This window comes from Patulibacter brassicae, from assembly GCF_033949425.1.
GTDB classification, from domain to species: domain Bacteria; phylum Actinomycetota; class Thermoleophilia; order Solirubrobacterales; family Solirubrobacteraceae; genus Patulibacter; species Patulibacter brassicae.
In genome coordinates this window covers 481,987-505,727 of the sequence record NZ_JAXAVX010000002.1, presented here as the reverse complement: position 1 = coordinate 505,727, position 23,741 = coordinate 481,987, and the positions used below count along the sequence as shown (strand labels likewise).

Annotated in this window: 21 protein-coding genes and 1 riboswitch; of the genes, 8 read left to right on the top strand and 13 right to left on the bottom strand. The window is 74.6% G+C overall.

The window, feature by feature from the left end; genetic code table 11:
* Window positions 1-66 precede the first annotated feature (66 nt).
* The 10 genes from SK069_RS07410 to SK069_RS07365 all read right to left on the bottom strand — a co-directional run bounded on the left by SK069_RS07410 (window position 67) and on the right by SK069_RS07365 (window position 9,451).
* Window positions 67-1,038, bottom strand: coding sequence for an electron transfer flavoprotein subunit alpha/FixB family protein (locus SK069_RS07410; RefSeq protein ID WP_319953561.1), 972 nt, complete (start codon window positions 1,036-1,038; stop codon window positions 67-69).
* A 2-nt stretch (window positions 1,039-1,040) separates the two neighbouring features.
* Entirely contained in the window at window positions 1,041-1,832 is a 792-nt protein-coding gene (locus SK069_RS07405) for an electron transfer flavoprotein subunit beta/FixA family protein (RefSeq protein ID WP_319953560.1), read from the bottom strand.
* Between the two features lie 200 nt (window positions 1,833-2,032).
* Window positions 2,033-2,446, bottom strand: coding sequence for a cobalamin B12-binding domain-containing protein (locus SK069_RS07400; RefSeq protein ID WP_319953559.1), 414 nt, complete (start codon window positions 2,444-2,446; stop codon window positions 2,033-2,035).
* Between the two features lie 262 nt (window positions 2,447-2,708).
* The gene (locus SK069_RS07395; protein WP_319953558.1) at window positions 2,709-3,332 is read right to left on the bottom strand and encodes a biotin transporter BioY; all 624 of its coding nucleotides are present in this window, start codon (window positions 3,330-3,332) and stop codon (window positions 2,709-2,711) included.
* 169 nt (window positions 3,333-3,501) lie between these two features.
* Window positions 3,502-3,915: a cobalamin B12-binding domain-containing protein gene (locus SK069_RS07390; protein WP_319953557.1), complete on the bottom strand. Its 414-nt coding sequence runs from the start codon at window positions 3,913-3,915 to the stop codon at window positions 3,502-3,504.
* The gene (locus SK069_RS07385; RefSeq protein WP_406628256.1) at window positions 3,915-5,630 is read right to left on the bottom strand and encodes an acyl-CoA mutase large subunit family protein; all 1,716 of its coding nucleotides are present in this window, start codon (window positions 5,628-5,630) and stop codon (window positions 3,915-3,917) included. Before SK069_RS07385 ends, SK069_RS07390 begins: the two co-directional genes overlap by 1 nt.
* Window positions 5,631-5,800: 170 nt before the next feature.
* A complete protein-coding gene (locus tag SK069_RS07380) occupies window positions 5,801-6,334 on the bottom strand; it encodes a MarR family winged helix-turn-helix transcriptional regulator (protein WP_319953555.1) in 534 nt (177 codons plus the stop codon).
* A 125-nt stretch (window positions 6,335-6,459) separates the two neighbouring features.
* Window positions 6,460-7,131, bottom strand: a complete 672-nt coding sequence (locus SK069_RS07375; protein ID WP_319953554.1) for a transglycosylase family protein — start codon at window positions 7,129-7,131, stop codon at window positions 6,460-6,462.
* Between the two features lie 2 nt (window positions 7,132-7,133).
* Window positions 7,134-7,294: riboswitch (cyclic di-AMP (ydaO/yuaA leader) on the bottom strand.
* A gap of 49 nt (window positions 7,295-7,343) precedes the next feature.
* Window positions 7,344-8,168 (bottom strand): HAD family hydrolase, encoded by an 825-nt coding sequence (locus SK069_RS07370; protein ID WP_319953553.1) that lies wholly within the window; start codon window positions 8,166-8,168, stop codon window positions 7,344-7,346.
* A gap of 107 nt (window positions 8,169-8,275) precedes the next feature.
* Window positions 8,276-9,451, bottom strand: coding sequence for a thiolase family protein (locus SK069_RS07365; protein ID WP_319953552.1), 1,176 nt, complete (start codon window positions 9,449-9,451; stop codon window positions 8,276-8,278).
* A gap of 207 nt (window positions 9,452-9,658) precedes the next feature.
* Between SK069_RS07365 and SK069_RS07360 the strand changes: the two genes are divergently transcribed.
* Window positions 9,659-11,146: a leucyl aminopeptidase family protein gene (locus SK069_RS07360; RefSeq protein WP_319953551.1), complete on the top strand. Its 1,488-nt coding sequence runs from the start codon at window positions 9,659-9,661 to the stop codon at window positions 11,144-11,146.
* 77 nt (window positions 11,147-11,223) lie between these two features.
* Here SK069_RS07360 and SK069_RS07355 read toward each other — a convergent pair whose 3' ends face one another.
* Window positions 11,224-13,545, bottom strand: a complete 2,322-nt coding sequence (locus SK069_RS07355) for a PhoX family protein (RefSeq protein ID WP_319953550.1) — start codon at window positions 13,543-13,545, stop codon at window positions 11,224-11,226.
* Between the two features lie 188 nt (window positions 13,546-13,733).
* Here SK069_RS07355 and SK069_RS07350 point away from each other — a divergent pair, with 188 nt between their 5' ends.
* Entirely contained in the window at window positions 13,734-15,140 is a 1,407-nt protein-coding gene (locus SK069_RS07350) for a hypothetical protein (RefSeq protein WP_319953549.1), read from the top strand.
* Window positions 15,141-15,154: 14 nt separating this feature from the next.
* Here SK069_RS07350 and meaB read toward each other — a convergent pair whose 3' ends face one another.
* Complete coding sequence (gene meaB, locus SK069_RS07345) at window positions 15,155-16,126, bottom strand: methylmalonyl Co-A mutase-associated GTPase MeaB (RefSeq protein WP_319953548.1); 972 nt, start codon at window positions 16,124-16,126, stop codon at window positions 15,155-15,157.
* A gap of 120 nt (window positions 16,127-16,246) precedes the next feature.
* Here meaB and SK069_RS07340 point away from each other — a divergent pair, with 120 nt between their 5' ends.
* The 3 genes from SK069_RS07340 to SK069_RS07330 all read left to right on the top strand — a co-directional run bounded on the left by SK069_RS07340 (window position 16,247) and on the right by SK069_RS07330 (window position 19,162).
* A complete protein-coding gene (locus SK069_RS07340; protein WP_319953547.1) occupies window positions 16,247-16,921 on the top strand; it encodes an endonuclease III domain-containing protein in 675 nt (224 codons plus the stop codon).
* A gap of 113 nt (window positions 16,922-17,034) precedes the next feature.
* Window positions 17,035-17,748 carry an acyltransferase gene (locus tag SK069_RS07335; RefSeq protein WP_319953546.1) on the top strand — a complete coding sequence of 238 codons (714 nt, stop codon included), beginning with the start codon at window positions 17,035-17,037 and terminating at the stop codon, window positions 17,746-17,748.
* A 142-nt stretch (window positions 17,749-17,890) separates the two neighbouring features.
* Entirely contained in the window at window positions 17,891-19,162 is a 1,272-nt protein-coding gene (locus SK069_RS07330; RefSeq protein WP_319953545.1) for a hypothetical protein, read from the top strand.
* Window positions 19,163-19,217: 55 nt separating this feature from the next.
* On the opposite strand, the gene SK069_RS07325 is transcribed toward SK069_RS07330, so the two are convergent.
* On the bottom strand, window positions 19,218-20,165 hold the full coding sequence (locus SK069_RS07325; RefSeq protein WP_319953544.1) for a class I SAM-dependent methyltransferase: 948 nt from the start codon (window positions 20,163-20,165) through the stop codon (window positions 19,218-19,220).
* Window positions 20,166-20,299: 134 nt separating this feature from the next.
* Between SK069_RS07325 and SK069_RS07320 the strand changes: the two genes are divergently transcribed.
* The 3 genes from SK069_RS07320 to SK069_RS07310 all read left to right on the top strand — a co-directional run bounded on the left by SK069_RS07320 (window position 20,300) and on the right by SK069_RS07310 (window position 23,738).
* Entirely contained in the window at window positions 20,300-21,100 is an 801-nt protein-coding gene (locus SK069_RS07320) for a class I SAM-dependent methyltransferase (RefSeq protein WP_319953543.1), read from the top strand.
* A gap of 254 nt (window positions 21,101-21,354) precedes the next feature.
* Complete coding sequence (locus SK069_RS07315) at window positions 21,355-22,527, top strand: 1,4-alpha-glucan branching protein domain-containing protein (RefSeq protein ID WP_319953542.1); 1,173 nt, start codon at window positions 21,355-21,357, stop codon at window positions 22,525-22,527.
* The gene (locus SK069_RS07310) at window positions 22,515-23,738 is read left to right on the top strand and encodes a glycosyltransferase family 4 protein (RefSeq protein ID WP_319953541.1); all 1,224 of its coding nucleotides are present in this window, start codon (window positions 22,515-22,517) and stop codon (window positions 23,736-23,738) included. Before SK069_RS07315 ends, SK069_RS07310 begins: the two co-directional genes overlap by 13 nt.
* Window positions 23,739-23,741 lie beyond the last annotated feature (3 nt).

Sequence of the window (23,741 nt, the reverse complement as noted above, 5' to 3'; positions counted from 1 at the left end):
GACCGGGCCGCGGGGGTGGCGAGCGGGCCGCCGCGCCGGCGCTGGTGCCGGCGCGGCGGAGGGCGCTCAGCCCTTCTTCGCCTTGATCGCCTCGGTGAGGGCCGGGGTGATCGCGTGCAGATCGCCGACGACGCCGAGGTCGGCGAACTCGAAGATCGGCGCGTTGGCGTCCTTGTTGATCGCGACGATCGCGTCGCTGGACTGCATGCCGACCTTGTGCTGGATCGCGCCCGACACGCCGAGACCGACGTAGAGCTTCGGGGCGACCGTCTTGCCGGTCTGGCCGATCTGGCCCGCGTACGGGAACCAGCCGGCGTCGACCGCCGCGCGGGTCGCCGCGACGCCCGCCGAGCCGCCGAACGCGCCCGCGAGGTCCTCGGCGAGCGAGAAGTTCTCGGGCTTGCCGAGGCCGCGGCCGCCGGTGATGAGCACCTGGGCGTCCTCGATGTTCACGTCGGCGCCGCGCTGCTCGCCGCGGGTCACGACCGTGACCTTGCCCGAGGCGTCCGACAGGTCGACCGAGACGTCCTCGACCGCGACGGCCGAGCCGCTCTGGACCGGCTCGAACGCGTTGAGGCGGGCCACGACGACGCCGAAGCCGTCGAACTTGATCTCGGAGATCTGGCTGTCGCCGAGGACCGGGCGCTCGGCGACGAGCTGGCCGCCGTCCACGCGGACGTCGGTGATCTCGACGGCGATGCCGCCGCCGAGGCGGGCCGCGAGGCCGGCGCCGGCCTCGAAGCCGAGCAGGCCGCCGCCGAAGATCGCGTAGGCGTAGTCGCCGTCGCCGGCGACCTTCGCCAGCGCGTCGACGACCGGCTGGGCGACGCCCGCCGGGGCGTTGACGCGGAGCGCCTTCGCCGCGCCGTACGTGCCGACGGAGCCGGCGACGTCGTCGCTGATGTCCTCGCCGACGAGGACGACGTGCGCCTCGCCGCCGAGCTCACCGGCGAGCTTGGACGCCGTCGAGATGGCGCCGAGCGAGTTCTTGTTGATCGCGCCCTCGTGGTGGAGCGCGTACACCAGGATGTTGCTCATGTTCAGATCAGCTTCCGCTCGTCGAGCCAGGCGACGATCTGCTCGACCGTCTTCGCCGTGTCCTCGTCCTCGATGATGGTGCCGGCGGCCTTGGCGGGCGGCTCCTTCGCCGACTGCCACTTGGCCTTCGAGCCCTCGGCGCCGACCTTCGAGGCGTCGATGCCGGCGTCGGCGATCGTGAGCTTCTCCAGCGGCTTCTTCTTCGCGCCCATGATCGCCTTCAGCGACGGGTAGCGCGGCTCGTTGATCGCGTCGCCGACCGACAGCACGGCGGGCAGCTCGACCTTGACCGTGTCGTAGCCGTACTCGGCCTGGCGCTCGGCGGTGACCGTCGTGCCGTCGACGTCGAGCTTGATGACCTGCGTGAGGCCCGGCCACCCGAGGTACTCGGCGACGACCGCGCCGACCGCGTAGGACTGCCCGTCGTCGGACTGCTGCCCGAGGAGGACGAGGTCCGGGCTCTCGCGCTTGACGAGCTCGGCGAGCGCGTAGCCGGTGGCCACGACGTCCGAGCCGGCGAGCGCGTCGTCGGCGAGGTGGATCGAGCGATCCGCGCCGAGCGAGACGGCCTTGTGCAGCGCCTTCTCGGCGCCGGCGGGACCGACGGTGATCGCGACGACCTCGTCGACCTGCAGCGCGCCGCTCTCCTTGAGCTGCAGCGCGGCCTCGATCGCGTGGGTGTCGAACGGGTTCAGCGTCTTCTCACCGCTGCGGTCGAGACGTCCGTCCGCGCCGACCTTCTTCTGGACGGCTGCGTCCGGGACCTCTTTCACCAGGACGACGATCTTTGTCACTTGTGCGCCTCCTTCGGGGGCAAACTGGCGTTCGGGAGTGTAGCTCGCTGGTTGACTGGCCGGTCAGCCCAGCGAGAGCTTTCCGACCGGCAGTAGCTTTTCAGGTCGCAGTGGTTCCTGCGCACTGGCCGGGACGCGCGACGGCGGGAGCCGTCGAGGGGCGCGGTCGACCGGCCGCTGAAGGGGTCGCCGAGGGTCGCTCAGGCGCGCTCGCGCGCGCCGACGCCCTCCACGATGAAGTCGATGATCGCCTGCGTCGGAGTACCCGGACCGAACACCTCGGCAACCCCGGCCTCCTTCAGCACCGGCACGTCCTCCGCCGGAATCGTCCCACCCGCCGTCACCAGCACGTCATCGACCCCCTGCTCCCGCAGCAGCTCGACGATCCGCGGCACCAGCGTCAGATGCGCACCCGACAGGATCGACAGGCCCACGGCATCCGCATCCTCCTGGATCACCGTCTCCACGATCTGCTCCGGCGTCTGATGCAACCCCGTGTAGATGACCTCCATCCCCGCATCACGCAACGCACGAGCGATGATCTTCGCCCCACGATCGTGACCATCCAGCCCCGGCTTGGCCACCACCACGCGGATCTTGCTCTGAGCTGTCATCTCGTCTCTCGGGCCGGTCCGGATCCGACCCCGCTCGCACGGGGGTCGAGCGTGCCGCGATCCTATCCGCGGACGGGGGCCGGCGCGGCGTGGCCCGACCGCGCGGACCGCCCGGTCGCCGGGGCGCCGGGAGCGCGTCCCCGACCGGCCGCGCGCGCCGACGGCCGAGGGCCGCGGGCGCCGCCCTCGCCCCGCGCGCGGGCGTCCGGCGCCCCGGCCCCCGGGCCGAGGCGGCGGGGGAGCCGAGGCGAGCCGGACGGGCTCAGCGCGCGCCGTCGAAGCGGCGCACGAGGCGCCAGGCGGACGGCAGCGCGGCGCCGGCGATCGCGGCCTTGATGAGGCCGCCGACGATGAACACCGTGAAGCCGTTGTGGATCGTCCAGCCCCAGTCCTGGCCGACCGCGAGCTTCAGGCCGACGATGCCGAAGGCGAAGACGATGAGCTGCCCGGCGACGAAGCACGCGAAGGCCGTCAGCACCTTGCGGTCCGCGCCCCGCTCGGCGAGCCGGCCGATGACCGCGGCGGCGACGATGAAGCCGACGAGGTAGCCGCCGGAGGCCCCGGTCACGACGCTCCAGCCGCTGGCGCCGTCGGCGTAGACCGGGAAGGCGAGCCCGAGGAGGAGGTAGAGCGCGAGCGCCGCGCCGCCGCGGGAGGCGCCGAGCGTCGCGCCGACGAGGACGACCGCGAGGGTCTGCCCGGTCACCGGCACCGGGGACGGCGGAACGGGGATCGAGATCTGCGCGCAGAGCGCGGTGAAGAGCGCGCCGGCCAGGATCAGGACGGCGTTGCGGGCCCAGGCCCGGGACTCGGCGCCCGCGTGGCGGCGGGTGGCGAGGGCGTCGGCGAGGACGGACCGTGGAGCAGGAGCGGTGGCGGTGGCCATGGTTCGGTTCCTTTCGAACGGGGACGCGCATCTTGGCGCGTCCCACGGTCGGACGTCGTACGGGTGGTCGGACCACCCACTGGGCGGGTGGTCCGGCGAGGCGCGGACCACTGCTCCGCGCGCCCCGGGGCGCGCCTCCGGTCGGGGCGCGCTCAGCCTGGATCCAAGCTCAGTCGAGCGTGCGGACGCCCTCGGTGATGAAGTCGATGATCGCCTGCGTCGGAGTACCCGGACCGAACACCTCGGCAACCCCGGCCTCCTTCAGCACCGGCACGTCCTCCGCCGGAATCGTCCCACCCGCCGTCACCAGCACGTCATCGACCCCCTGCTCCCGCAGCAGCTCGACGATCCGCGGCACCAGCGTCAGATGCGCACCCGACAGGATCGACAGGCCCACGGCATCCGCATCCTCCTGGATCACCGTCTCCACGATCTGCTCCGGCGTCTGATGCAACCCCGTGTAGATGACCTCCATCCCCGCATCACGCAACGCACGAGCGATGATCTTCGCCCCACGATCGTGACCATCCAGCCCCGGCTTGGCCACCACCACGCGGATCTTCGTCTGGGTCGCGGCGCTCATCAGAAGACCGGGGTCTCGGTGTAGCTGCCGAAGACGTCCTGCAGGGCGTGGATGATCTCGCCCTCCGTGACGTGGGCGCGGGCGCAGTCCATGAGCGGATCCATGAGGTTCGCGTCGGGCTTCTCGGCCTGCTCCTTCAGGGCGACGAGCGTCGCCTCGACGGCGGCGCCGTCGCGGGCCGCGCGCACGCCCTGCAGGCGGTCGACCTGCTTGCGCTCGAGCGCCGGGTCGACCTTCAGCAGCGGGTGCTCGCCGTCGTCGCCCTCGGTGTAGCGGTTGACGCCGACGACGATCCGCCGCTCGTCCTCGATCGCCGTCTGCAGCTCGAAGGCCGCCTCCGCGATCTCGCGCTGCGGGTAGCTGAGCTTCACCGCCTCGACCATGCCGCCGAGCTCGTCGATCTTGCGGAAGTACTCGTAGGCCTGCCGCTCCATCTCGTCGGTCAGCGCCTCGACGAACCAGCTGCCGCCGAGCGGGTCGATCGTGTTCGTCACGCCCGTCTCGTGGGCGATGATCTGCTGCGTGCGCAGCGCGATCCGCACCGCCTCCTCCGACGGCAGGGCGAGCGCCTCGTCGTAGGAGTTCGTGTGCAGCGACTGCGTGCCGCCGAGGACGCCGGCGAGCGCCTCGATCGCGGTCCGGGCGACGTTGTTCAGCGGCTGCTGGGCGGTCAGCGAGACGCCGGCCGTCTGCGTGTGCGTGCGCATGAGCCACGACTTCGGGTTCTTCGCGCCGAAGGTCTCCTTCAGCTCGCGCGCCCAGATCCGGCGGGCGGCGCGGTACTTCGCGATCTCCTCGAAGAAGTCGATCTGCGAGTTGAAGAAGAAGCTCAGCCGCGGCGCGAAGTCGTCGACGTCGAGGCCCCGCTCGATCGCCTGCTCGACGTAGGTCAGCCCGTCCTTCAGCGTGAAGGCGAGCTCCTGGACGGCCGTGGCCCCGGCCTCGCGGATGTGGTACCCGGAGATCGAGACGGAGTTCCAGCGCGGCATGTTCCGCGTGGACCACTCGATCATGTCGCCCAGCACGCGCATCGCCGGATCGACCGGGAAGCACCACTCCTTCTGGGCGATGTACTCCTTGAGGATGTCCGCCTGGATCGTGCCGTTGAGCCGGTCCAGCGGGACGCCCGGGTTGTCCTGGTCGCCCCCGCCCTGGCGCTCGGCGGCGACGGCGAAGAACGCGAGCATCACCGCGGCCGGCGCGTTGATCGTCATCGAGACGGAGACCTTGCCCAGGTCGATGCCCTGGAACAGCGTCTGCATGTCGTCGACGGTGTCGATCGCGACGCCCTCGCGGCCGACCTCGCCCAGCGACAGGGCGCTGTCGGAGTCGTGGCCCATGAGCGACGGCATGTCGAACGCCGTGGAGAGGCCGGTCTGCCCGTGGTCGAGGAGGTAGCGGAAGCGCTCGTTCGTCTCCTCCGCGGTGCCGAAGCCGGCGAACTGGCGCATCGTCCAGAGCCGGCCGCGGTACATCGACGGGTAGACGCCGCGGGTGAAGGGGTACTGCCCCGGCACGCCGATCGAGGGATCGATCTCCCCACCCGCCCCCTCGGCGGTGCCGGTCGGCCGGTCCTTCTCGGTGTAGAGGGGCTCGATCGGGATCCCGCCGAGCGTCGTGAACTCGACGTCGCGCTCGGCGTTGAGCCCGTAGGCGGCGCGCCACTGGTCGTAGCTGGAGGGCGCGGTGGTCGTCGGCTCGGGCGGCATGGGCATGGCGTCCTGGGGCGTGGGGCTGGTGGGGCGGGCCCGCGGGGGCGGAGTCCTGCGAGGAACAACGATAGTCGGACTTCCTCCTATCTTCCCCGATGGTAGCCGAGCCGACGGCGATCGTCCAGCGTCCCAACGCGCCCGACCGCGCTTCGGCGGGGTGCGCCGTCGCGCGATCAGGCGCTGCCGGCCGCCGGCTCGGCGTCGGCGGCGTAGTCGCCCTCCGCGCGCCGGACGGTCCGCAGCAGCGTGGAGAGGAGCTCCTGCTCCTGCGCCTCCAGCGCGCCGAGTCCGAAGTCGTCGGCGTTCAGCCGCTCCGTGGCGCGCGCGGCCCGGGCCCGGCCCTCGTCCGTGATCTCCGCGAGCGTCGCCCGCCGGTCGTGCTCGTGGGGCACCCGGCGCACGAGGCCGTCCTGCTCGAGCTTGTCGACGATGTTCGTCACGCTCGTGCGGTGGACCTGGAGCCGCTGCCCGATCTTGCCCAGCGGGAGCGACCCCGTCCGGGTGAAGGAGAGGAGCATCAGCGCCTCGTAGCGCGGGAAGGTCAGGCCCTCGTCGCGCAGCAGCTCGTTCAGGCGCGCGAGCAGGATCTGCTGGACCCGCATGACGGACGTGACGGCGGCCATCGGCCGGGCGGGCTCCGGTCCCCAGCGGTCGGTCCAGTGGCGGCGCGCCTCGGCGATCGGGTCGATGCGCAGGGGGTCCGCCACGCCCGGAAGGCTCGCACACGCGGCCGTCGGGGGACCGCGACGCCCGGCGGAGCGACCCCGGGGGCCGCCCCGTCGGCTCCGCGGCCCGGACGGGCACGCGGAGCGCCGGGCCGTCGCCGTTGGGACTAGCGCTTGCCGCAGACCGGCCAGGGCTGCGTGCCCCGAGCCGCGAGCAGTCGCGCGGCGATCCGGTCCTGCTCGGCCTCGGGCGCCGCCGCCGGGTCGCCGCTGCCGCCGTGGGCGCGCCACGTCTGGCGGTCGAACTGGTACTTCCCGCGGTACTGGCCGCTGGCGGAGACCGCGGTCGGGTCGCCCCCGGACTCGCAGGCCGCGATCCGCTCGAGCGTCGCGTTCGAGCTGCCCGAGGCGGAGGCGCCGGCGCCCTTGCTGCGGGTGGTGCTGCGGGCCGCGGCGGAGAGCCCGAGCGCCTCGAGGGTCACCGGGCCGACGATGCCGTCGACCTGGAGGCCCTTCTGGCGCTGGAAGCGGCGGACCGCCGAGCGCGTCTTGGGGCCCGCCACGCCGTCGGCGGTGACGCCGAGCGCCTTCTGGATCTGCTTGACGCTCGCGCCCGCCACGGAGATCGTCGCGGTCGCCTTCCCGCTCCCGCCGCCGGTGGCCTGCTGCGCGCCGGCGACCCCGCCGACGCCGAGCACGGCCACGGCGAGCGTCGTCGCGACGGTTCGGCGCCGTCGGCTCCAGGTCCGTCGGCGCAGGGCGATCGCCCGGCGGGCGCGAGATGCGCGCTGGCTGCGCGCCCACGGAAGCGTGGACGCGAGGTCTCGGTCGTGCGTCACGAATGTCCCTTCGTCTCGACGCCTACGGGGTTAGCTGTCGGGCTCGCGCGCAAGACGTGCGCTACACCGGCGATGCCGGCGATTCGCCCCTGGCCACCGTTGGGTGACCCGTGGGTCCCCCGCTCCCGGTCGTCGCACGACCGGGACTCGGCTGGGTTATGACGCGCGGAACTGTAGCGGACCGCTCGGGCGACGGCCCGAACCCGGACGGGTCAGCCGCGACGACGGCCGACGCCGCCCGCGGGCCGGCCCGCGCTGGCGGCGCGCCCGAGGCCGCCGAGCGCGGCGATCGCCGCGAGCGCCGCGGCGCTCTTCAGGTGGGTCGCGATCCGCTCCAGGCGGATCACCTCCCACCCCTCCTGCCGCGCGACCCGCGCGAGCTCCCGGTCCGGGTTCACCGCCACCGGCCGCCCGACCGCGCGGAGCATCGGCAGGTCGGACTCGCTGTCGGAGTAGGCCCACGACGCGCCGAGGTCGAGCCCGTCGCGCTCGGCGAGCTGCCGGATCGCCTCCGCCTTGCCCTCGCGGTAGGTCATCGGGCCCGCGAGCTTGCCCGTGTAGCGCCCGTCGACCTGCTCGAGCGGCGCGCCGACCGCACCGTCGAAGAAGAGGATGTCGGCGATCATCGACGCGGTCTCCTGCGTCGAGGCGGTGACGATGTAGATCGGGCGGCCCTCGTCCTGGTGCTCCCACGCGATGGCGAGCATCTCGGGGTAGAGCCGCGGCAGGACGCCGGCGAGCACCCGTGGCGAGAGGCGCTCGAAGTCGCGCACGCGCTGGCCGGCGAGGAACGAGCCGACCCGCTCCCAGACCTTGCGGGTCGAGTCGTCCGTCGATCCGCGGAGGCGGAACTTCACGTTCTCCCAGCCGTCGGCGGCCAGGCGCCGGCGCGAGATGAGCCCGTGAGCGGCCGCGGCGCGGGCCCAGTAGAAGCCCGACGAGCCCGCCACGAGCGTCTTGTCGAGGTCGAAGAAGGCCGCTGCGCGAAGGCCCGGCCGGGGCTCGGGCGCGGTCTCGTCCGGGGCGTCGGCGGTCACCGGGCGAGGGTAGCGAGCGTCCCTCAGCGTTCCGTGAACGGCGTGCGCGAGCCGTGTCGGCCGGGGTCCGGGGCGCGGACCCGGCCGACACGCGCGCAGCGCCGGGGTCAGCCGACCTTGATGACGACCGCGTCGCCCTGACCGGTGCCCGAGCACGCGGTGGCGACGGCGATGCCGCCGCCGCGGCGGCGCAGCTCGAGCAGGGCCGAGCCGATGATGCGGGCGCCCGACGCGCCGAGCGGGTGACCGAGGGCGATCGCGCCGCCGTTGACGTTCACGCGGTCCTCGTCGATGCCGAGGTCCTTGATCGTGTTCAGGGCGACCGAGGCGAACGCCTCGTTGATCTCCCACACGTCGACGTCGGACGGCGTGAGCCCGGCCTTCTCGAGCGCCTTCGCCGACGCCTTGCCGGGCGTCGTGAGGAGGTTCGGGAACTCGCCGGCGGCCTGGCCGAAGGCGACGACCTCGCCGAGGACCTCCTTGCCGTTGGCGGCGGCCCACTCGTCGGAGGCGACGACGAGCGCGCCGGCGCCGTCGTTGACGCCCGGCGAGTTGCCGGCCGTGTGCGTCCCGCCCTTGACGAGGCCGGGGAGCTTCGCGAGCGCCTCGAGGGAGCTGCCGCGGCGCGGGCCCTCGTCGGTGTCCACGACCGTGTCGCCCTTGCGGCCCTTGATCGTCACCGGGACGATCTCCTCGCCGAGGCGGCCGCCGTCGATGGCGTCCAGCGCCTTCTCGTGCGAGCGCAGCGCCCAGCGGTCGAGGTCCTCGCGGGACCAGCCGTGCTCCGTGGCGACCTCGGTCGTCTCGTCGAACATCTGGCGCTTCGTGAACGAGTTCGTGAGCCCGTCGTGGACCATCGAGTCGATGGTCTTCGCGTCGCCCATGCGGTAGCCGAAGCGGGCGTTCGTCAGGAGGTACGGCGCGAGCGACATCGACTCCATGCCGCCGGCGATGCCGACGCCGAGCCCGTCCGCGCGGATCAGGAGGTCCAGCAGCGCCACCGACCGGATCGACGAGGTGCAGACCTTGTTGATCGTCTCCGACGAGACGTGGTTCGGGATGCCGGCGGCGATCTGCGCCTGGCGGGCGGTGATCTGCCCCTGCCCCGCCTGGATCACGTGACCCATCGCGACGTGCTCGATCTGGTCGGGCGCGACGCCGGCGCGCTCGAGCGCGCCGCTGATCGCGATGCCGCCGAGCTCGACGGGTGGCGTGGACGAGAGGCCGCCGCCGAGCTTGCCGATCGGCGTGCGGGCGGATCCCAGGATGACGGTCTTGGCCATGGTGCGATGTTCCTTCTCGACGGGGCGCCTGACGGGCAGGCGGACCGGCGGGCGCGCGGCCCTCCGGCACGGGTCGGCCTCGACCCGCGGCCCGAACGCTACCGACGGTCGGGTACTCGGGCGGCGTGACGCGGTATCGCCCCCGACGGGCGGGCGGGCGCCACGGGGGCGGCGAGGCCCGTCGGGAACGGCCCCTACGCTGCGGTGGTGCCCGCGGATCCCACCCCGATCGACGTCCAGCCCCTGCGCGAGGGCGACCCGCCCGCGGACGCCGTCGTCGTGGGGCTCACCGCCGCGGGCCCGACCGGGGCACCGCCGGACGCGCCGCTCGCCGTCCTGGAGCGCCTCCGGGAGGCGGGCGAGGCGCGGATCGAGCGCGCGGCCGTCGCCCATGCGCACGACGCCGAGGGCACCCGCTGGCTGCTCGTGGGCCTCGGCGAGACGGGCCCGCGTCACGACGACGACCGGCGCGGCGCCGCCGCCGCGGGCCTCCGGCGGCTGCGGGACCTCCGCGCCCGCGAGGCGCGCGTGGTGCTCGACGCCCCCGGTGCGGCGGCGACCGTCGCCGAGGCCCTCGTCCTCGCCGCCCACCGTCCCGCGAAGGTCCGGGGCGCCGGCGCCCCGGCGGACGGGGCCGACGAGCCCGGTCCGCTCCGGGTGCGGATCGCCGCGCCGGGCGGCGGGCCGCTCGACGCCGCCGCGGCTGCGGACGTCGAGGCCGCGGTCGTCGTCGCCCGGGCCCAGAACGAGGCCCGCGCGCTGCAGCAGCTGCCGTCGAACGTCCTGACGCCGCGCGCGCTCGCGCTGCGCGCGCGGGAGCTCGCCGAGCGCACGCCCGGGATGTCGGCCTGCGTGGAGCTCGGCGAGGCCGCGCTGCTGGCCCGCGGGATGGGCCTCTTCGCCGCCGTCGGTCGGGGCAGCGCCGAGCCGCCCGCGCTCGTCGTCGTGCGCTACGCGCATCCGGAGGCGACCGGGCCGACGCTCGGGCTCGTCGGCAAGGCCGTGACCCACGACACCGGCGGCTACAGCCTGAAGACGCGCGCCGGGATGGTCGGGATGCGCCTGGACATGTCCGGCGGCGCGGCGGTCCTGCACGCGGTGGCGGCGATCGCGCGGCTCGGGCTGCCCGTCTCGGTGATCGGGGTCCTCGGGGCGACGGAGAACCTCGTCGGCGAGCGCGCGATGAAGCCCGACGACGTCTTCGTCGGCGCGAACGGGACGAGCGTCGAGATCAACAACACGGACGCCGAGGGCCGGCTCGTGCTCGCCGACGCCCTGCACCACGCGCTGGAGCTCGGCGCGGAGCGGCTCGTCGACGTCGCGACCCTGACCGGCGGGGTCTCCGTCGCCCTCGGCACCTCGCACGCGGGCCTGCTCGGACGTGACGAGGCGTGGCTCGCGCTCGTCGGCGCCGCGGGCGAGGCGACCGGCGAGCGGGTCTGGCGCCTGCCGCTGGAGGACGAGCACCGCGACCTCCTGAAGAGCTCGCTGGCCGACCTGGCCAACAGCGGCGGGCGCTCCGCCCACGCGATCCTCGGCGCGGCCTTCCTCGAGCGCTTCAGCGGCGAGGTCCCCTGGGCGCACGTCGACATGGCCGGGCTCTCGTCGGACCTGCCGCGGAGCTACCTCGGCAAGGGCCCGTCGGGGTGGGGCGTCCGGCTGCTCGTCGAGATCGCCCGCCGCGTCGGCGCCTGAGGGCGCCGCCGCTCCCCCGCGACGGCCCGCCGTCCGGCGCGGGTCGGGGCGGGCGTCCGGACGCCCGCCCCCTCGCGCTATCGCACCCGGAACGCGTCGCTGCGGCGGACGGGCGCGCCGCCCTTGCGGGTCGGGCGGACCTCGAGCACCGCGCGAGCGCTCAGCGAGCGGCCCCGGGCCGCCAGCAGCGCGGCCCGCGCGACGGCGCCCGGCCGCACCTGGACGCTGCCGCTCCCGGCGGGCACCGTCCGCGCCACGCGCCCGATCGTCAGCATCCGCGCGCTGCGCCGGCCGATCCGCGGGATCCGGACCTGGACGGTGATGGTCACGCGGGCCGGCTCGCGCACCCGGAAGCCGACGCGGACGCCGCGGCGCCGCAGGGTCGCGCTCGAGAGCCGCTCCGGGACGTCCACGGTCGTCTTGCCGCTCGGGGTCGCACCGGGAGCCGGCGCGGCGGGCCGGCTCGGCACGGCGGGCTGCCCCGCGCCCGGCGCGACGGGCGGCAGGACCGGCGTCCCGGGGTCCGGGGCATCCGCGGCCACGCGCGTGATCGCCACGGTCGAGGGTCGCGGCAGCGACGGGTTGTAGTCGTCGCTGCGGCTGCCGGCCGGCCACCAGCTCGAGTACGTGGAGGGGTCGCCGTACGTCGCCCCGGCGGCGCTGGGGGTCTCCTCCCCCGGATGCTGCACGTTGACGAACAGCGTCCGCTCGTCGGCGTCGAAGTACGGGCCGGTCCCCTCCGCCTCGATCGGCATGTTCGCGAAGCGGAACGCGACCCCCGCGTTCGGCCCCGACCGCGGGATCATGAAGACCGCGTTGTTGGCGTGGTACCGATAGTGGGCAGCGCTGTCCTTGTTCAGCGACGAGGACGAGATGTCGGTGACCACCCAGAGGTTGTTCGCGGAGTCGAACACGAGGTTGTCGCAGCTCGAGAAGCCCTCCTCGCCGGCGGTCGTCCGACCCGTCGGGCCGCCGTCGGCGTAGTCGGACCAGGTGAAGGTCGTCGCCGTCGGATCGCCGCCCGCCTCCTGGAGCTTGCGGATCGAGCCGTGGTAGTCCCAGACCCCCGAGCCGGTGTTGTTCGTGAACGAGACGTAGACCGTGCCGTCCTCGTCGACCTCGACGTCCTCCGGGCGGTTCGTCGCGAAGTGCAGGTCGTACTCGGCGGTCCCGATCCGCTTGCGCAGGAGCGCGGCGCAGTCGACGAGCTCGCTCGTCTGCACGGCGACCCACTCGCCGGTGCCGGAGGTCGCGGTCGCCAGCGCACCGCCGGCCTTGCCCTCGTCCTGGCTCGTGAAGCGCCGGCGGCCCTCCGGCGACCACTTCGCGATGTAGAGCGTGCCCTCCTCGAGGATCCGCAGGTTGTGCGCACGGCGTCCCGGCAGGAACTGGCGATCGGACACGAACTTGTAGACGCCCTCGCCCGCCTTGTCGTCGCCCATGTAGAGGACGAACGGCTTGCCCGCGACGTGCCGGAACGCCGTGTTCTCGTGGCGGAAGCGCCCGAGGGCGGTGTGCTTGCGCGGGGTCGACGAGGCGTCGTAGGGGTCGTGCTCGACGACCCAGCCGTAGTGGGCGTGCGCCTTCTCGTCGTACTCGTCGGTCCCCGGGGCGTGCTTCCACCCGTAGGCGAAGGCGGAGGCGTCGCCCCAGTAGCCGTCGTAGTTCTCCTCGCAGGAGAGCGTCGTGCCCCAGGGCGTGATGCCGCCGGAGCAGTTCGCCAGCGACCCGGCCGCGACCGAGCCGACCGTCACCGGGGTGCCGTCGGCGTTCTGCTGGACCGTGCCGCGCAGCGGGCCGGTGATCTCGCATCCCGGCTCCGCGCCGGTGATCCGGCGGTTGTACGGCGAGGGCGAGACGACCTGCCAGAGGCCGTCGACGCGGCGGACGTGCACGACGGAGTTGCCGACGGACTCCTGCTCGATCGCGATCTGCTCCGGCGTCTTCGTCTTCGGGTCCCGGTTGCCGTGCTGGAAGAACGGGGCCGGGTACTCGTGGTTGACGAACAGCAGGCCCTCGTCGGGACGCCCGTCGAGCTCCAGGAAGGCGAGGAAGTCGTTGTTGAAGCCGTACGTGAGCCGCGTGCCGTCGGTGTTCTCGAAGGCGTCGCCCCAGCTGATCAGGACGTCGGCGCGAAAGCCGTCGGGCACCTCGAGGCGGTCGGCCGCCGACGGCGCGATCGCGGAGAACGACGAGAACGGCGTCGGTGCGCCCGCGGCGACCGCGCTGTCGCCGACGAGGTCCGCGACGCCCGCCGCCTGGAGCGCGGACGCCGCGGCGGTGCTCGCTCCCGCCACCGCGACGCCCCGGATGAACGACCGACGCGTGCGGCCGGCTCGGGGATGGGCGCCGGAGGGGTCGACGGGCACGGCCGGATCGGCGGGGCGGATCGGGGACACGCGGAGACCTCGAGAGGGAGGGGAACGGGACCGGGAGCGCGGGCGCGCCACGCTCCGGCGCGACGCTAGGGCGACCCGGCACCGCACCGTGTCGCTGCCGCGTGAGCGAGCCGTGACGATCCGGTGAAGCGCGGTGGCCGGCGGCCGGCGTCCACCGTCCTTCCCGCTCGCCGATAGCCTGGCCAGCCGTGCCGCGACCGGATCACCGACGCGTCGTGCCGCGGCTGGCGGTGGCCTGGATCGCGCTCTTCGCCGTCTACGGCCTCGGGCTCGTCGTCCCGGCCGCGCCCGACCGCGCGCTGACGAGCGCCGAGGCGCACCGCCTGCTCGTCGCCCACTCGCTCGTCACCGACGGCGACATCGACCTGCTCGACGACTACCAGGCGGGCGCGTGGCGGTCCTGGGGCGGCGTCCAGGGCACCGGCCCCCGCGACGTGCTGCGGCCCACGGTCGCCCTGCAGCTCGTACGGCCCGACGGCGAGGACGGGCGCGCGGTCCCGCAGCCCACCGCGCCGGGCGGCTTCCTCGAGCCGAGCTCGATGGGCCTCGGTGCGCTGCTGGCGCCGCCCTACTGGCTCGGGCGCGCGATCGGCGGCGCGGACTCCGCCGGCGGCCGGATCGCGGCCCAGCTGTGGTGCGCCGGGCTGCTGGCGCTCGCGTTCGCGCTCGCGATCCCGATCGCCCGGCGGATCGTCCCCGACCCGTGGGCGACCTGGGGGGTGCTGGCGATGGCGCTCTCCCCGCCCGCGATCCTCGGCGCGACCGAGATCGCCGCCGGCGCGCCGGCGGCGGCGCTCCTGACCGGGGCGGTCGCCGCGGCGCTCGCGGTGCGCGAGCAGCCGCGCACGGGCGCCGCCCTGACGTGCGCGCTGCTCTGCGCGCTGCTCTGGTGGATCTGGCTGCCGCTCGCGCCGGTCGCGCTGCTCGTCGCGGCCGCCCTGGCCCGCTGGATGCGCCGACGGCGGCGCGGCCTCACCGGCTTCGTCGCACTCGAGCTGCTGCTGCTCTCCGCGTTCGTCTTCCTCACGGTCCACGACCGGATCTACGGCGGCCCGACCCCGTGGGCGCCCGCGGCCGGGTGGACGCTGCCCACCGACGTCGACGGTCCCGGCGACGCCCTCGCCCGGCTCGCGACCGGCCCGCTCGGGTGGCTCGTCGACGCCCGCTACGGGCTCCTGCGCTGGGCGCCGATCGCCGCGCTCGGCGGCGTGGCCGGGTGGCGGCTGTGGCGCGCTCGGCGATCGCGCCTGGCGCGCCTCTTCGCCGACGAGATCCACGTCGAGGTCATCGTGGCGTTCCTCCTGCTCGTGGTGCTCGCGGTGGCCGTGCCGTACTCGGTGCTCTCGCCCTGGCCGGCGACGAGCTGGCTCGCCGGGCCGGCGACGGTCGTCGGCCTGCCGGTGCTCGGCGCCGCCGCCGCATGGGCCTGGCAGCGCGTGCCGCGCACCGGGATGGCGCTCGCCGCGCTGACGCTCGTGGCGACCGCGTGGCTGCTCGGCGCCGGGCTCCTCACCGGCGACGTCGGGGTGGCGCCGCCGACGGGCCCCCTGCCGTGGGGCGGCATCGAGCGGGCCCTGCCCGTGCTCGGGCAGTAGCGCCGCGGTCGGCCTCAGTCGATCGCGAGGTCGCCCGCGTCGAGGCGCCCGAGGACCTCGGTCGCCGCGCTCGCCGGGTCGAGGCGCCGCTCGACCACCTGCTGGAGCAGCGCCTGGAACCGCTCGTCGGACGCGAGCGCCGCGTCGAGGCGCCGCCGGATCCGGCTCGTGGTCAGCGCGAGGACCTCGCTGCGGAGGTTGCGCCGCCGCCGCTCCTCGAGCTCGCCGCGCTCCTGGATGTAGGCGCGGTGGGCGTCGATCTGCTCGATGAGCTCGTCGATCCCGATGTCCCGGTAGGCCTGCGTCTTGACGATCGGGACGCGCCAGGTGCCCTTCTCGTGCGGCGCGAGGGAGAGCACCGACCGGACCTCCCGGACCATCGTGTCGGTCATCGGGTGGTCGGCCTTGTTCACGACGATGATGTCCGGGATCTCCATGACGCCGGCCTTCAGCGCCTGGATCGAGTCGCCCCCGCCCGGGATGAGGATCAGCACGACGGTGTCGGCGTGGTCGATGACGTCGATCTCGGCCTGGCCGACGCCGACCGTCTCGAGGAAGACGTCGTCCTTGCCCGCCGCGTCCATGAGCAGGGCCGCCTGGAGCGTCGCCTCCGAGAGGCCCCCGAGCGCGCCGCGGTTGGCCATCGAGCGGATGAAGACGCCCGGGTCGAGGAAGTGGTCGGTCAGGCGGATCCGGTCGCCGAGCAGGGCGCCCTTCGTGAACGGGGAGCTCGGGTCGATCGAGAGGACGGCGACGTCGCGCTCCTGCGCCCGTCGCGCCTTCGTCAGCGCGCTGATCAGCGTGGACTTCCCCGCACCCGGCGCCCCGGTCAGCCCGAGGACCGCGGCGCCGCCGGTGTGCGGGTAGACCTCGCGGACGAGGTCCCAGCCGCGCGGGTCGTCGTTCTCCACCAGCGTGATCGCGCGGGCGAGGGCGCGCTTGTCGCCCTGCAGCAGCCGCTCGGCGAGGCTCGTCTCGGTCGCCATCGCCCTGGACCCTACGCCATCGCGCCGAGATAGGAGGACGTCCGACTATCTGCCCCAGGCGGTCTCGACCACCCGACGGACGAGCGCCGGTCGAGCGGCGGAGCGGGTACCGTCGCCGCCGTGCGTCGCCAGGAGAAGGCCGAGCGGATCGGCGAGGTGCTCGACGAGCTCTACCCCGACCCGCCGATCCCGCTGGACCACCGCGATCCGTACACGTTGCTCGTCGCGGTCGCGCTCTCAGCGCAGGCGACCGACAAGAAGGTCAACGAGATCACCCCGCGGCTCTTCGCCGTCGCCGATCCGCCCGAGCGGATGGCGGCGCTGGACCCGGCGGAGATCCTCGAGCTCATCCGGGAGATCGGCCTGGCGCCGACGAAGGCGAGGAACCTCTGGACCGCCGCCCACCAGATCGTCGCCGACGGCGGCGAGGTGCGGCCCGACTGGGCGTTCCTCGAGTCGCTCGCCGGCGTGGGGCACAAGACGGCGAGCGTCGTCATGGCGCAGGCCTTCGGCGTCCCCGCCTTCCCGGTCGACACGCACATCCTGCGGCTCGCCGGCCGCTGGGGGCTCTCGGACGGCGGCTCGGTCGAGCGCACCGAGCGCGACCTGAAGGCGGTGTTCCCGCGCGAGCGCTGGAACGACCGCCACCTCCAGATCATCTTCTTCGGCCGCGAGCACTGCCCGGCCCGGGGGCACGACCTCGCCGCCTGCCCGATCTGCTCCTTCGCGGCCACGAAGAAGCGGATCGCCGCCGAGGCGCGTCCGCGCCGGCGGACCGCCGGACCGGCCGGCTGACGCGACCGCGCGCGAGGCCCCGGCGGCGGGATCGGCCCAGGCGGCCCGCCGGCGTGCGCGCGACGCGCCGCCCCGGGCAGCAGCCGCGCCGCCGCCGATCTAGGCTCCGGCGCGTGACGTCCGAGCCGGTGCCCGCGGTCGACCTGCCCCACTCCGGGACGACCGTCGACGACACGCAGCCGCCGGTCGTCGACGTCCGGCGCCCGCCGGAGCCGCCCCGGGGGACGATCGCGTTCCTGCGCTTCGCCCGCCGGCATGGGATGCTCCGCTGGCGCTACGCCCGCATCGGCCTGCGCGTCCTGCGGCTGAAGCTCCGCTTCGGGCGCCGCCTGCAGATCGACGGGCCGGCGTTCGTCGGACGGCGCGTGACCTTCGAGATCGGCCCTCGGGCGACGGTGCGGCTCGGCCGCTGGTCGTGGCTCGGCGACGGCACGAAGGTCCGCTGCCACGAGGGAGAGGTCGTCGTCGGCGCGAAGTCCGTGCTCGGCCAGGAGTGCACGATCAGCTGCTACGAGCGCGTCGAGATCGGGCGGGAGTGCGTCATCGCCGACCGCTCGATGTTCATCGACTTCGACCACTCCGTCGCCTGGGTCGACACCCCGATCCGCGAGCAGGGGATCTACACCCGTCCCGTCCGCGTCGGGCACAACGTCTGGATCGGGTACGGCGGGTGCGTCCTGCGCGGCGTGACCGTCGGCGACAACAGCGTGCTCGGCACCTACGGGGTCGCCACCCGCGACCTGCCGGAGAACAGCGTCGCCGGCGGCGTCCCGGCGAAGGTCATCCGGCTGCGCGACGCCCCGCAGCGGATGCGCTGGGCCGACTGAGGCCGGACCCGGCGCCCCCTCCTGCGGGCGTCCGTGAGGGGTCCGTGAGAACGCGCTCACGCAGCGTCGGGTGCGTGCGAGGGTCTTCGACGACGCCGGTCCCCCCGCCGGCGTCGGATCCCCCGATACCCCGAGGAGCCCGATGTCCCCCCGCCTCGTGCCGCTCCCAGGCCGTCGTGCCGCTGCGCTCGTCCTCGCGATGACGAGCGCGGCGGTCGTGGCCCCTGCCGCGGCCAACGCCGACCGCGCCACCGGCCCCGGCCCCTGGAAGGCCGACCGCACGTACCTCGCCCGTCAGTCGCTCGACGGGCGCACCGCCCCGCAGCTGCGGCCGCGCGCGAAGATCGACCACGTCCGCGCCGGCCAGTGGGTGCGGATCGCGTGCCAGACGACCGGCGAGGCCGCCTACGGCTCCCGCATCTGGAGCAAGGTCGGCGCGTACTACGTGCCCGACGCGTACCTGCGGACGTTCACCACCGGGTTCCTCCCCGGGGTCCCGCGGTGCCGGACCGCGACGCCCCCGGCGCCCACCCCGTCGGCGACCTACCGCGCCGCACAGGACCTCGGGTTCGGCGCCGTGCCCCACGGGGCCACGCGCGTCGTGCGCGAGACCGGCGCCCGGACCCCCGACGACGGCGTGCTCGTGCTGCGGTGGTTCATCCCGAACCGCCTCGCCGGAGGCCGGCTGCTGCGGGGCGACGGGCGCGGCTTCAGCTCGGCGACCTCCGCGAGCTCGCGCGCGTACCTCGTCTGGGACGTGGCGACCGGGCGGACGTCGCTGACCGTCACCCCGACGCACATCGCGCTCGGGCTGCCGGACCGGATCTGGCTGCCCCACTGCTACGGCCCGGTCTGCGTGCCGCGCAAGACGAAGGTCCCGCGGGCGCTGCAGGCCGGCCGCGAGGTCCCGGCCCTGCCGACCGTCGTGCGCTCGCTGAGCGGGGTGCGCAACACCGACTTCCGCTCGCGGGCCACGAACGACGTGGCGATCGCGCGCTCGGGTCGTGGCCTGCGCGTCAAGGCGTCGCTGCTGAACTCCGTGACGAACACCTGGGGCAAGGCCGGCGCATGGAGCGTCGACTACGACCTCACGGTCCGGTACCGCAGCGGCGGCGGCTACGACTTCGACGTCTCGGGCAACGGCTATCCGGCCCTGGAGAGCTACTACTACCACCGGTCCTCGACGACGGTGCACCGCCGCTTCCAGCGCCGGATCGACCCGGCCGGCCTGCGCAAGCCGTGGTCGCTCGTCGACCCGGGCGGCGGCGTCGCGGCGCTCGACGACGCGAGCCGCTTCCGCTGCACCGAGACGGCCTCCGGCGGCAGCTCGTGCGCCAAGCGCGGCGGTGGCCTGCTGCGCAAGGTCGTGCGCTCGGCGAGCTACACGACGACCGGCGGCGGCCGGGCGGAGTGACGCCGGCCGGGCGGATCGGGGTCCGCGGTCGCCGCGGCCCCCGATCCGCGCAGGGTCAGGCCCCGGCGGCCTTCCGCGCGACGACCATGAGGTTGTAGAAGACCCCCGCGGGGAGCCGACCCTCGAGCAGGCGACGGTCGAGCTGCTGGAAGAGCAGGTAGCCCCGGAAGGCGTAGCGACGCCACGACCACGGGATGTCGTCCGGGTCGGCCGTCGACTCCATCGCGCGGTTGAACCAGCCGAACCAGTTCGCGGCGAGCTCCTCGCCCTGGACGTCGACCGTCGCGAAGCCCGCCGCCTCGGCCGGTCCGCGCAGCTCGGCGGGGACGAAGGCGTGGACGTCGACGAGGTGCTCCAGCGCGTGGTTCTCCTCGCCGCCGTCGTCCTGGCCGATGACCGCGGGACCGGCCTGCATCAGGCGCCGCCAGATCGGCGCGACGCGCAGCGCGGCGCCCTTCGGGATCGCGGCGAGCTTGTCGCCGTTGCGGGACGGCTCGCCGGCGAAGAGCACGACGCCGCCGGGCCGCAGGACGCGATGGAACTCGGCGAACGCCCGCTCGAGGTCCGGGATGTGGTGGAGGATCGCGTGACCGCAGACGAGGTCGAAGCTCTCGTCGGGGAACGGCAGCTCCTCGGCACCCGCGACGGCCGTCGTCACGTCGAGCCCGAGCGTCTCGGCGTTGCGCTCGAGCGCCGCGATCATGCCCGGGGAGATGTCGGTCGCGGTCGCGCGCTCGATCAGCCCGGCCTGCAGGAGGTGCAGCGTGAAGTAGCCGGTGCCGGCGCCGATCTCCAGCGCGTCGCCGAAGACGGGGGCGGGGCGACCGAGGAGCTTGTGGATCTTCTGCAGGACCTGGTCGCGGCCGACCTCGCCCCAGTCGATGCCCCACTTCGCGTCGTAGTGCTCGGCCGCACCGTCGTGGTAGCGGGTGTTGACGTCGCGGATCTGCTCGGCCGTGTCCGGCTCCGCCGCTGCGCTACCGCTGGTCGGAAAAGGCGTCATCGGTCGGCGCAGTCTGCCACGGTCCCGCCCGCGATGGCCCGTCCGCCCCGCACGACGCGCCCGGCGGCGACGGCGCTCCCGCGCGCTCCGACCGGCCGGCCGGGTTCGGGCGCGGGCGACTAGATTGCGCCGCGATGCCCGCCGCCGCGCCGCGCTACGTCCAGCGCAACCAGCCCCCCGGGGTCCCGCCGCTGGAGCTCACCGGCGAGCGCACGCTGCCCGACGTGCCGGAGGAGAACTACTGGTACCGGCGGCACCTCGTCGTCTACGAGTGGATCGCCGAGCGGCTCGCCGCCCGCGGCGCGGACGGGACGCGCGTGGCCGACCTGGCCTGTGGCGAGGGCTACGGCTCCGACGTCCTGGCCCGGTCCGGCGCGGAGGTCGTCGGCGTCGACGCCAACCCCGAGGCCCACGAGCACGCGCGCCTGCGCTACGTGCGGCCGAACCTCCGCTTCGAGCGCACGCTCGTGGAGACCTACGACGGCCCGACCGACGTCGTCGTGTTCCTCCAGACGATCGAGCACGTCCAGGACCCCGACGCGATCCTCGAGCGGTTCAAGGCCCTCGTCGGACCGCAGGGCGAGGCGTACGTCTCCACGCCGAACCTCCTGACGCTCGCGCCCGAGGGCGCCGAGAAGTCCGAGAACCCCTGGCACGTCAAGGAGTACCGCGCCGACGAGTACCGCGAGCTCCTCGAGCGCCACTTCGGTCGCGTCGAGCTCCACGGGGTCTTCCACGCCCGCAAGCTCGCGCTGCACCAGTTCGCGATCGAGCGCCTCGCCTGGGACCGCCTGCACAAGGCGCTGCGCCTGACGAAGCCCTTCTACGGCTGGTTCACCCCGGCGATCGCCGCGTCGGACTTCGTCCTGCGGACCGCCGAGCAGGGCGCCGACCTCGACCGCGCGCTCGACTTCGTGGCGGTGGTTCGGCCCTGACGGACCCCGCCTCCGGGGACGGCCGCCTCGTCGTCGTCCTCCACACGCACCTGCCCTACGTCGAGGGCTACGGGACGTGGCCGTTCGGCGAGGAGTGGCTCTGGGAGGCCCTGGCCACGTGCTACCTGCCGCTCCTGGAGCTCCTGGACCGACGATCCGACGCCGCCGCGCTGACCCTCTCGCTGACCCCGGTCCTGCTCGACCAGCTCGAGGCCGACGGGATCGGCGAGCGGTTCCGGGCGTTCCTCGACGACGTGCGCGAGGACGTCTACGCGCGCGACATCGTGGGCCTGCGCGAAACCGGCCGACCGCGGGAGGCCGCGGCGCTCGAGACGCTGCGCGAGACCTACCGCGCCGCCGGACGGGACTTCGACGCCCGCGGCGGGGACGTCGCCAGCGCGCTCCTGCGCCACGGCGCGTGGACCTCGTCGGCCACGCACGCCGTGCTGCCGCTGCTCGCCACGCCCGAGGGCCTACACCGCCAGCTCGACGGGGGGATCGCCGCGCACCGCGCCCGCGCGGCCGGCCGCTGGGACGGCGGGCTGTGGCTGCCGGAGTGCGCGTACGACCCGGCGCTCGACGGCCCACTGGCCGACGCCGGCGTGCGGGCCACCTGCGTCGAGCTGACCGACGCCCTCGGCCTCGGCGCCCCCGGTCACCTGCGGCCCTACCGCACGCCGCACGGCACGACGCTCCTGCCGATCGATCGCGTCCTGATGGACCTCGTCTGGTCCGACGGCGCGATCCCGGCCGCCGACGCGTACCGCGACAGCCACCGGCGCACGACCTTCGACCTCCTCCCGTGGGCCAACGACGGATCCCCCTGGGACCCCGAGCGCGCCCGCGCGCGGGCCCGGTCCGACGCCGCCGCGTTCGTCGCCGCGGCGCGCGAGCGGGTCCGGGACGGCGGGACCGCCGTCGTGGCGCTCGACACGGAGTTCCTCGGCCACTGGTGGCTCGAGGGGCCGTGGTGGCTGGAAGCCCTCCTCGACGAGGCGGCCGCCCAGGGGCTCGAGCTCGTCCACGCCGACGCCGCGGCGGCCGGCGCGACCGACGCGCCGCCGCTGCCGGACGCCGCCCGCGGCACGACGACGTGGGGCACGCCCCGGACCCTCTGGACCTGGAGCGGCCCGCAGGTGGCGCCGATGGCCTGGCGGGCCCGCGAGCTGGAGCTGCAGGTCGTCGCGCGCGGCGCCGACGCGACGCCGCGCGCGTGGCGCGAGCTCCTGGCGCTGCAGTCCTCCGACTGGGCGTTCCTGCGGACGCGACGGACCGCCGGCGACTATCCCGACCGTCGGTCGGATTCGCACGCCGAGGCCCTGGACGCCGAGCTGCACGCGCTAGGGTCTGGCTCGCCCGCGGTGCGTCACCTGGCCCCGTTCCTGGACGGGGACGCCGCACGGAGCCCATCGGCATGCGCGTCCTGATCCTCAGCTGGGAGTACCCGCCGATCGTCGAGGGCGGCCTGGCCCGGCACGTCGACAAGCTCGCAGGGCACCTCGCCCGCCAGGGCCACGAGGTCCACGTGCTGACGCGCGGCGACGTCGTCGCCGCGACCGACGGGCGCGACGCCCAGGTCGTCGTCCACCGGGTGCCCGAGCCCGCGCGTCCCCGCGACCTCGACACGTTCATCGCCTGGATCGCCGCGATGAACGACGACATGGTCGCCCGTGGTCGCGCGCTCGTGGCCGACGGCGGCTTCGACCTCGTCCACGGGCACGACTGGCTCGTGGCCTCGGCGGCCGACCGCCTGGCGCGCGAGGCGCGCGTGCCGTTCGTCGCGACGGTCCACGCCACGGAGTACGGGCGCCATCAGGGCTGGGTGGACCGGCATCCCCAGAGCCACATCCACGGCATCGAGACCTGGATGGTGCGGCGTGCCGACCGCGTCATCGCCTGCTCGCACTACATGCGCGGGCACGTCGCCGACGTCTACCGGATCCCCGAGGACCGGGTGACGGTGATCCCGAACGGGATCGACCTCGCCGACCTGCGGCCCGCGGCCGACCTCGTCGGCGTCCGCGCGCGCTACGCCGCCCCCGACGAGCAGCTCGTGCTCCTCGTCGGCCGGCTCGTCTACGAGAAGGGGTTCCAGTTCGCGCTCGACGCGATGGGCGGCCCCGACGGCGTCATCGAGCGGGTCGGGAAGGTCCGCTTCCTCATCGCCGGGTCGGGCACGCACGAGGAGGAGCTGCGCCGCCAGGCGCACGATCTCGGGCTCGACGCCCACGGGACGTTCCTCGGCTGGATCGGCGACGACGTCCTGCACACGCTCTACCGGATCGCCGACCTCTGCGTGGTGCCGTCGATCTACGAGCCGTTCGGGCTCGTGGCGCTGGAGGCGATGGCGTCGGGGTGCCCGTGCATCGTCGCCGACTCCGGCGGCCTGCGGGAGGTCGTGCCCGACGAGCCCGCCGGGATGCGCTTCCCCTCGCGCGACCCGCGCGCGCTCGCGACGTCGATGGAGCGGCTGCTCACCGATCCGGTGCTGCGCGACCGCCTCGTCGCCCGGGCGTCGGAGCACGTGCGCCGCTTCGACTGGGCGGAGATCGCCCGCGAGACGGCGGAGGTCTACGCCGAGCTCGTGCCCTCCCCCGCGCCGCGCGCGCTGCGCCCGGCGCGTGCCTCCGCCGGCTGAGGG

Coding starts and splice junctions, on each gene's coding strand:
- SK069_RS07410 (WP_319953561.1), bottom strand. CDS start 1,038: ATGAGCAACATCCTGGTGTACGCGCTCCACCACGAGGGCGCGATCAAC.
- SK069_RS07400 (WP_319953559.1), bottom strand. CDS start 2,446: ATGACAGCTCAGAGCAAGATCCGCGTGGTGGTGGCCAAGCCGGGGCTG.
- SK069_RS07395 (WP_319953558.1), bottom strand. CDS start 3,332: ATGGCCACCGCCACCGCTCCTGCTCCACGGTCCGTCCTCGCCGACGCC.
- SK069_RS07390 (WP_319953557.1), bottom strand. CDS start 3,915: ATGAGCGCCGCGACCCAGACGAAGATCCGCGTGGTGGTGGCCAAGCCG.
- SK069_RS07385 (WP_406628256.1), bottom strand. CDS start 5,630: ATGCCCATGCCGCCCGAGCCGACGACCACCGCGCCCTCCAGCTACGAC.
- SK069_RS07365 (WP_319953552.1), bottom strand. CDS start 9,451: ATGGCCAAGACCGTCATCCTGGGATCCGCCCGCACGCCGATCGGCAAG.
- meaB (WP_319953548.1), bottom strand. CDS start 16,126: ATGGCGACCGAGACGAGCCTCGCCGAGCGGCTGCTGCAGGGCGACAAG.
- SK069_RS07330 (WP_319953545.1), top strand. CDS start 17,891: ATGTCCCCCCGCCTCGTGCCGCTCCCAGGCCGTCGTGCCGCTGCGCTC.
- SK069_RS07325 (WP_319953544.1), bottom strand. CDS start 20,165: ATGACGCCTTTTCCGACCAGCGGTAGCGCAGCGGCGGAGCCGGACACG.
- SK069_RS07320 (WP_319953543.1), top strand. CDS start 20,300: ATGCCCGCCGCCGCGCCGCGCTACGTCCAGCGCAACCAGCCCCCCGGG.
- SK069_RS07310 (WP_319953541.1), top strand. CDS start 22,515: ATGCGCGTCCTGATCCTCAGCTGGGAGTACCCGCCGATCGTCGAGGGC.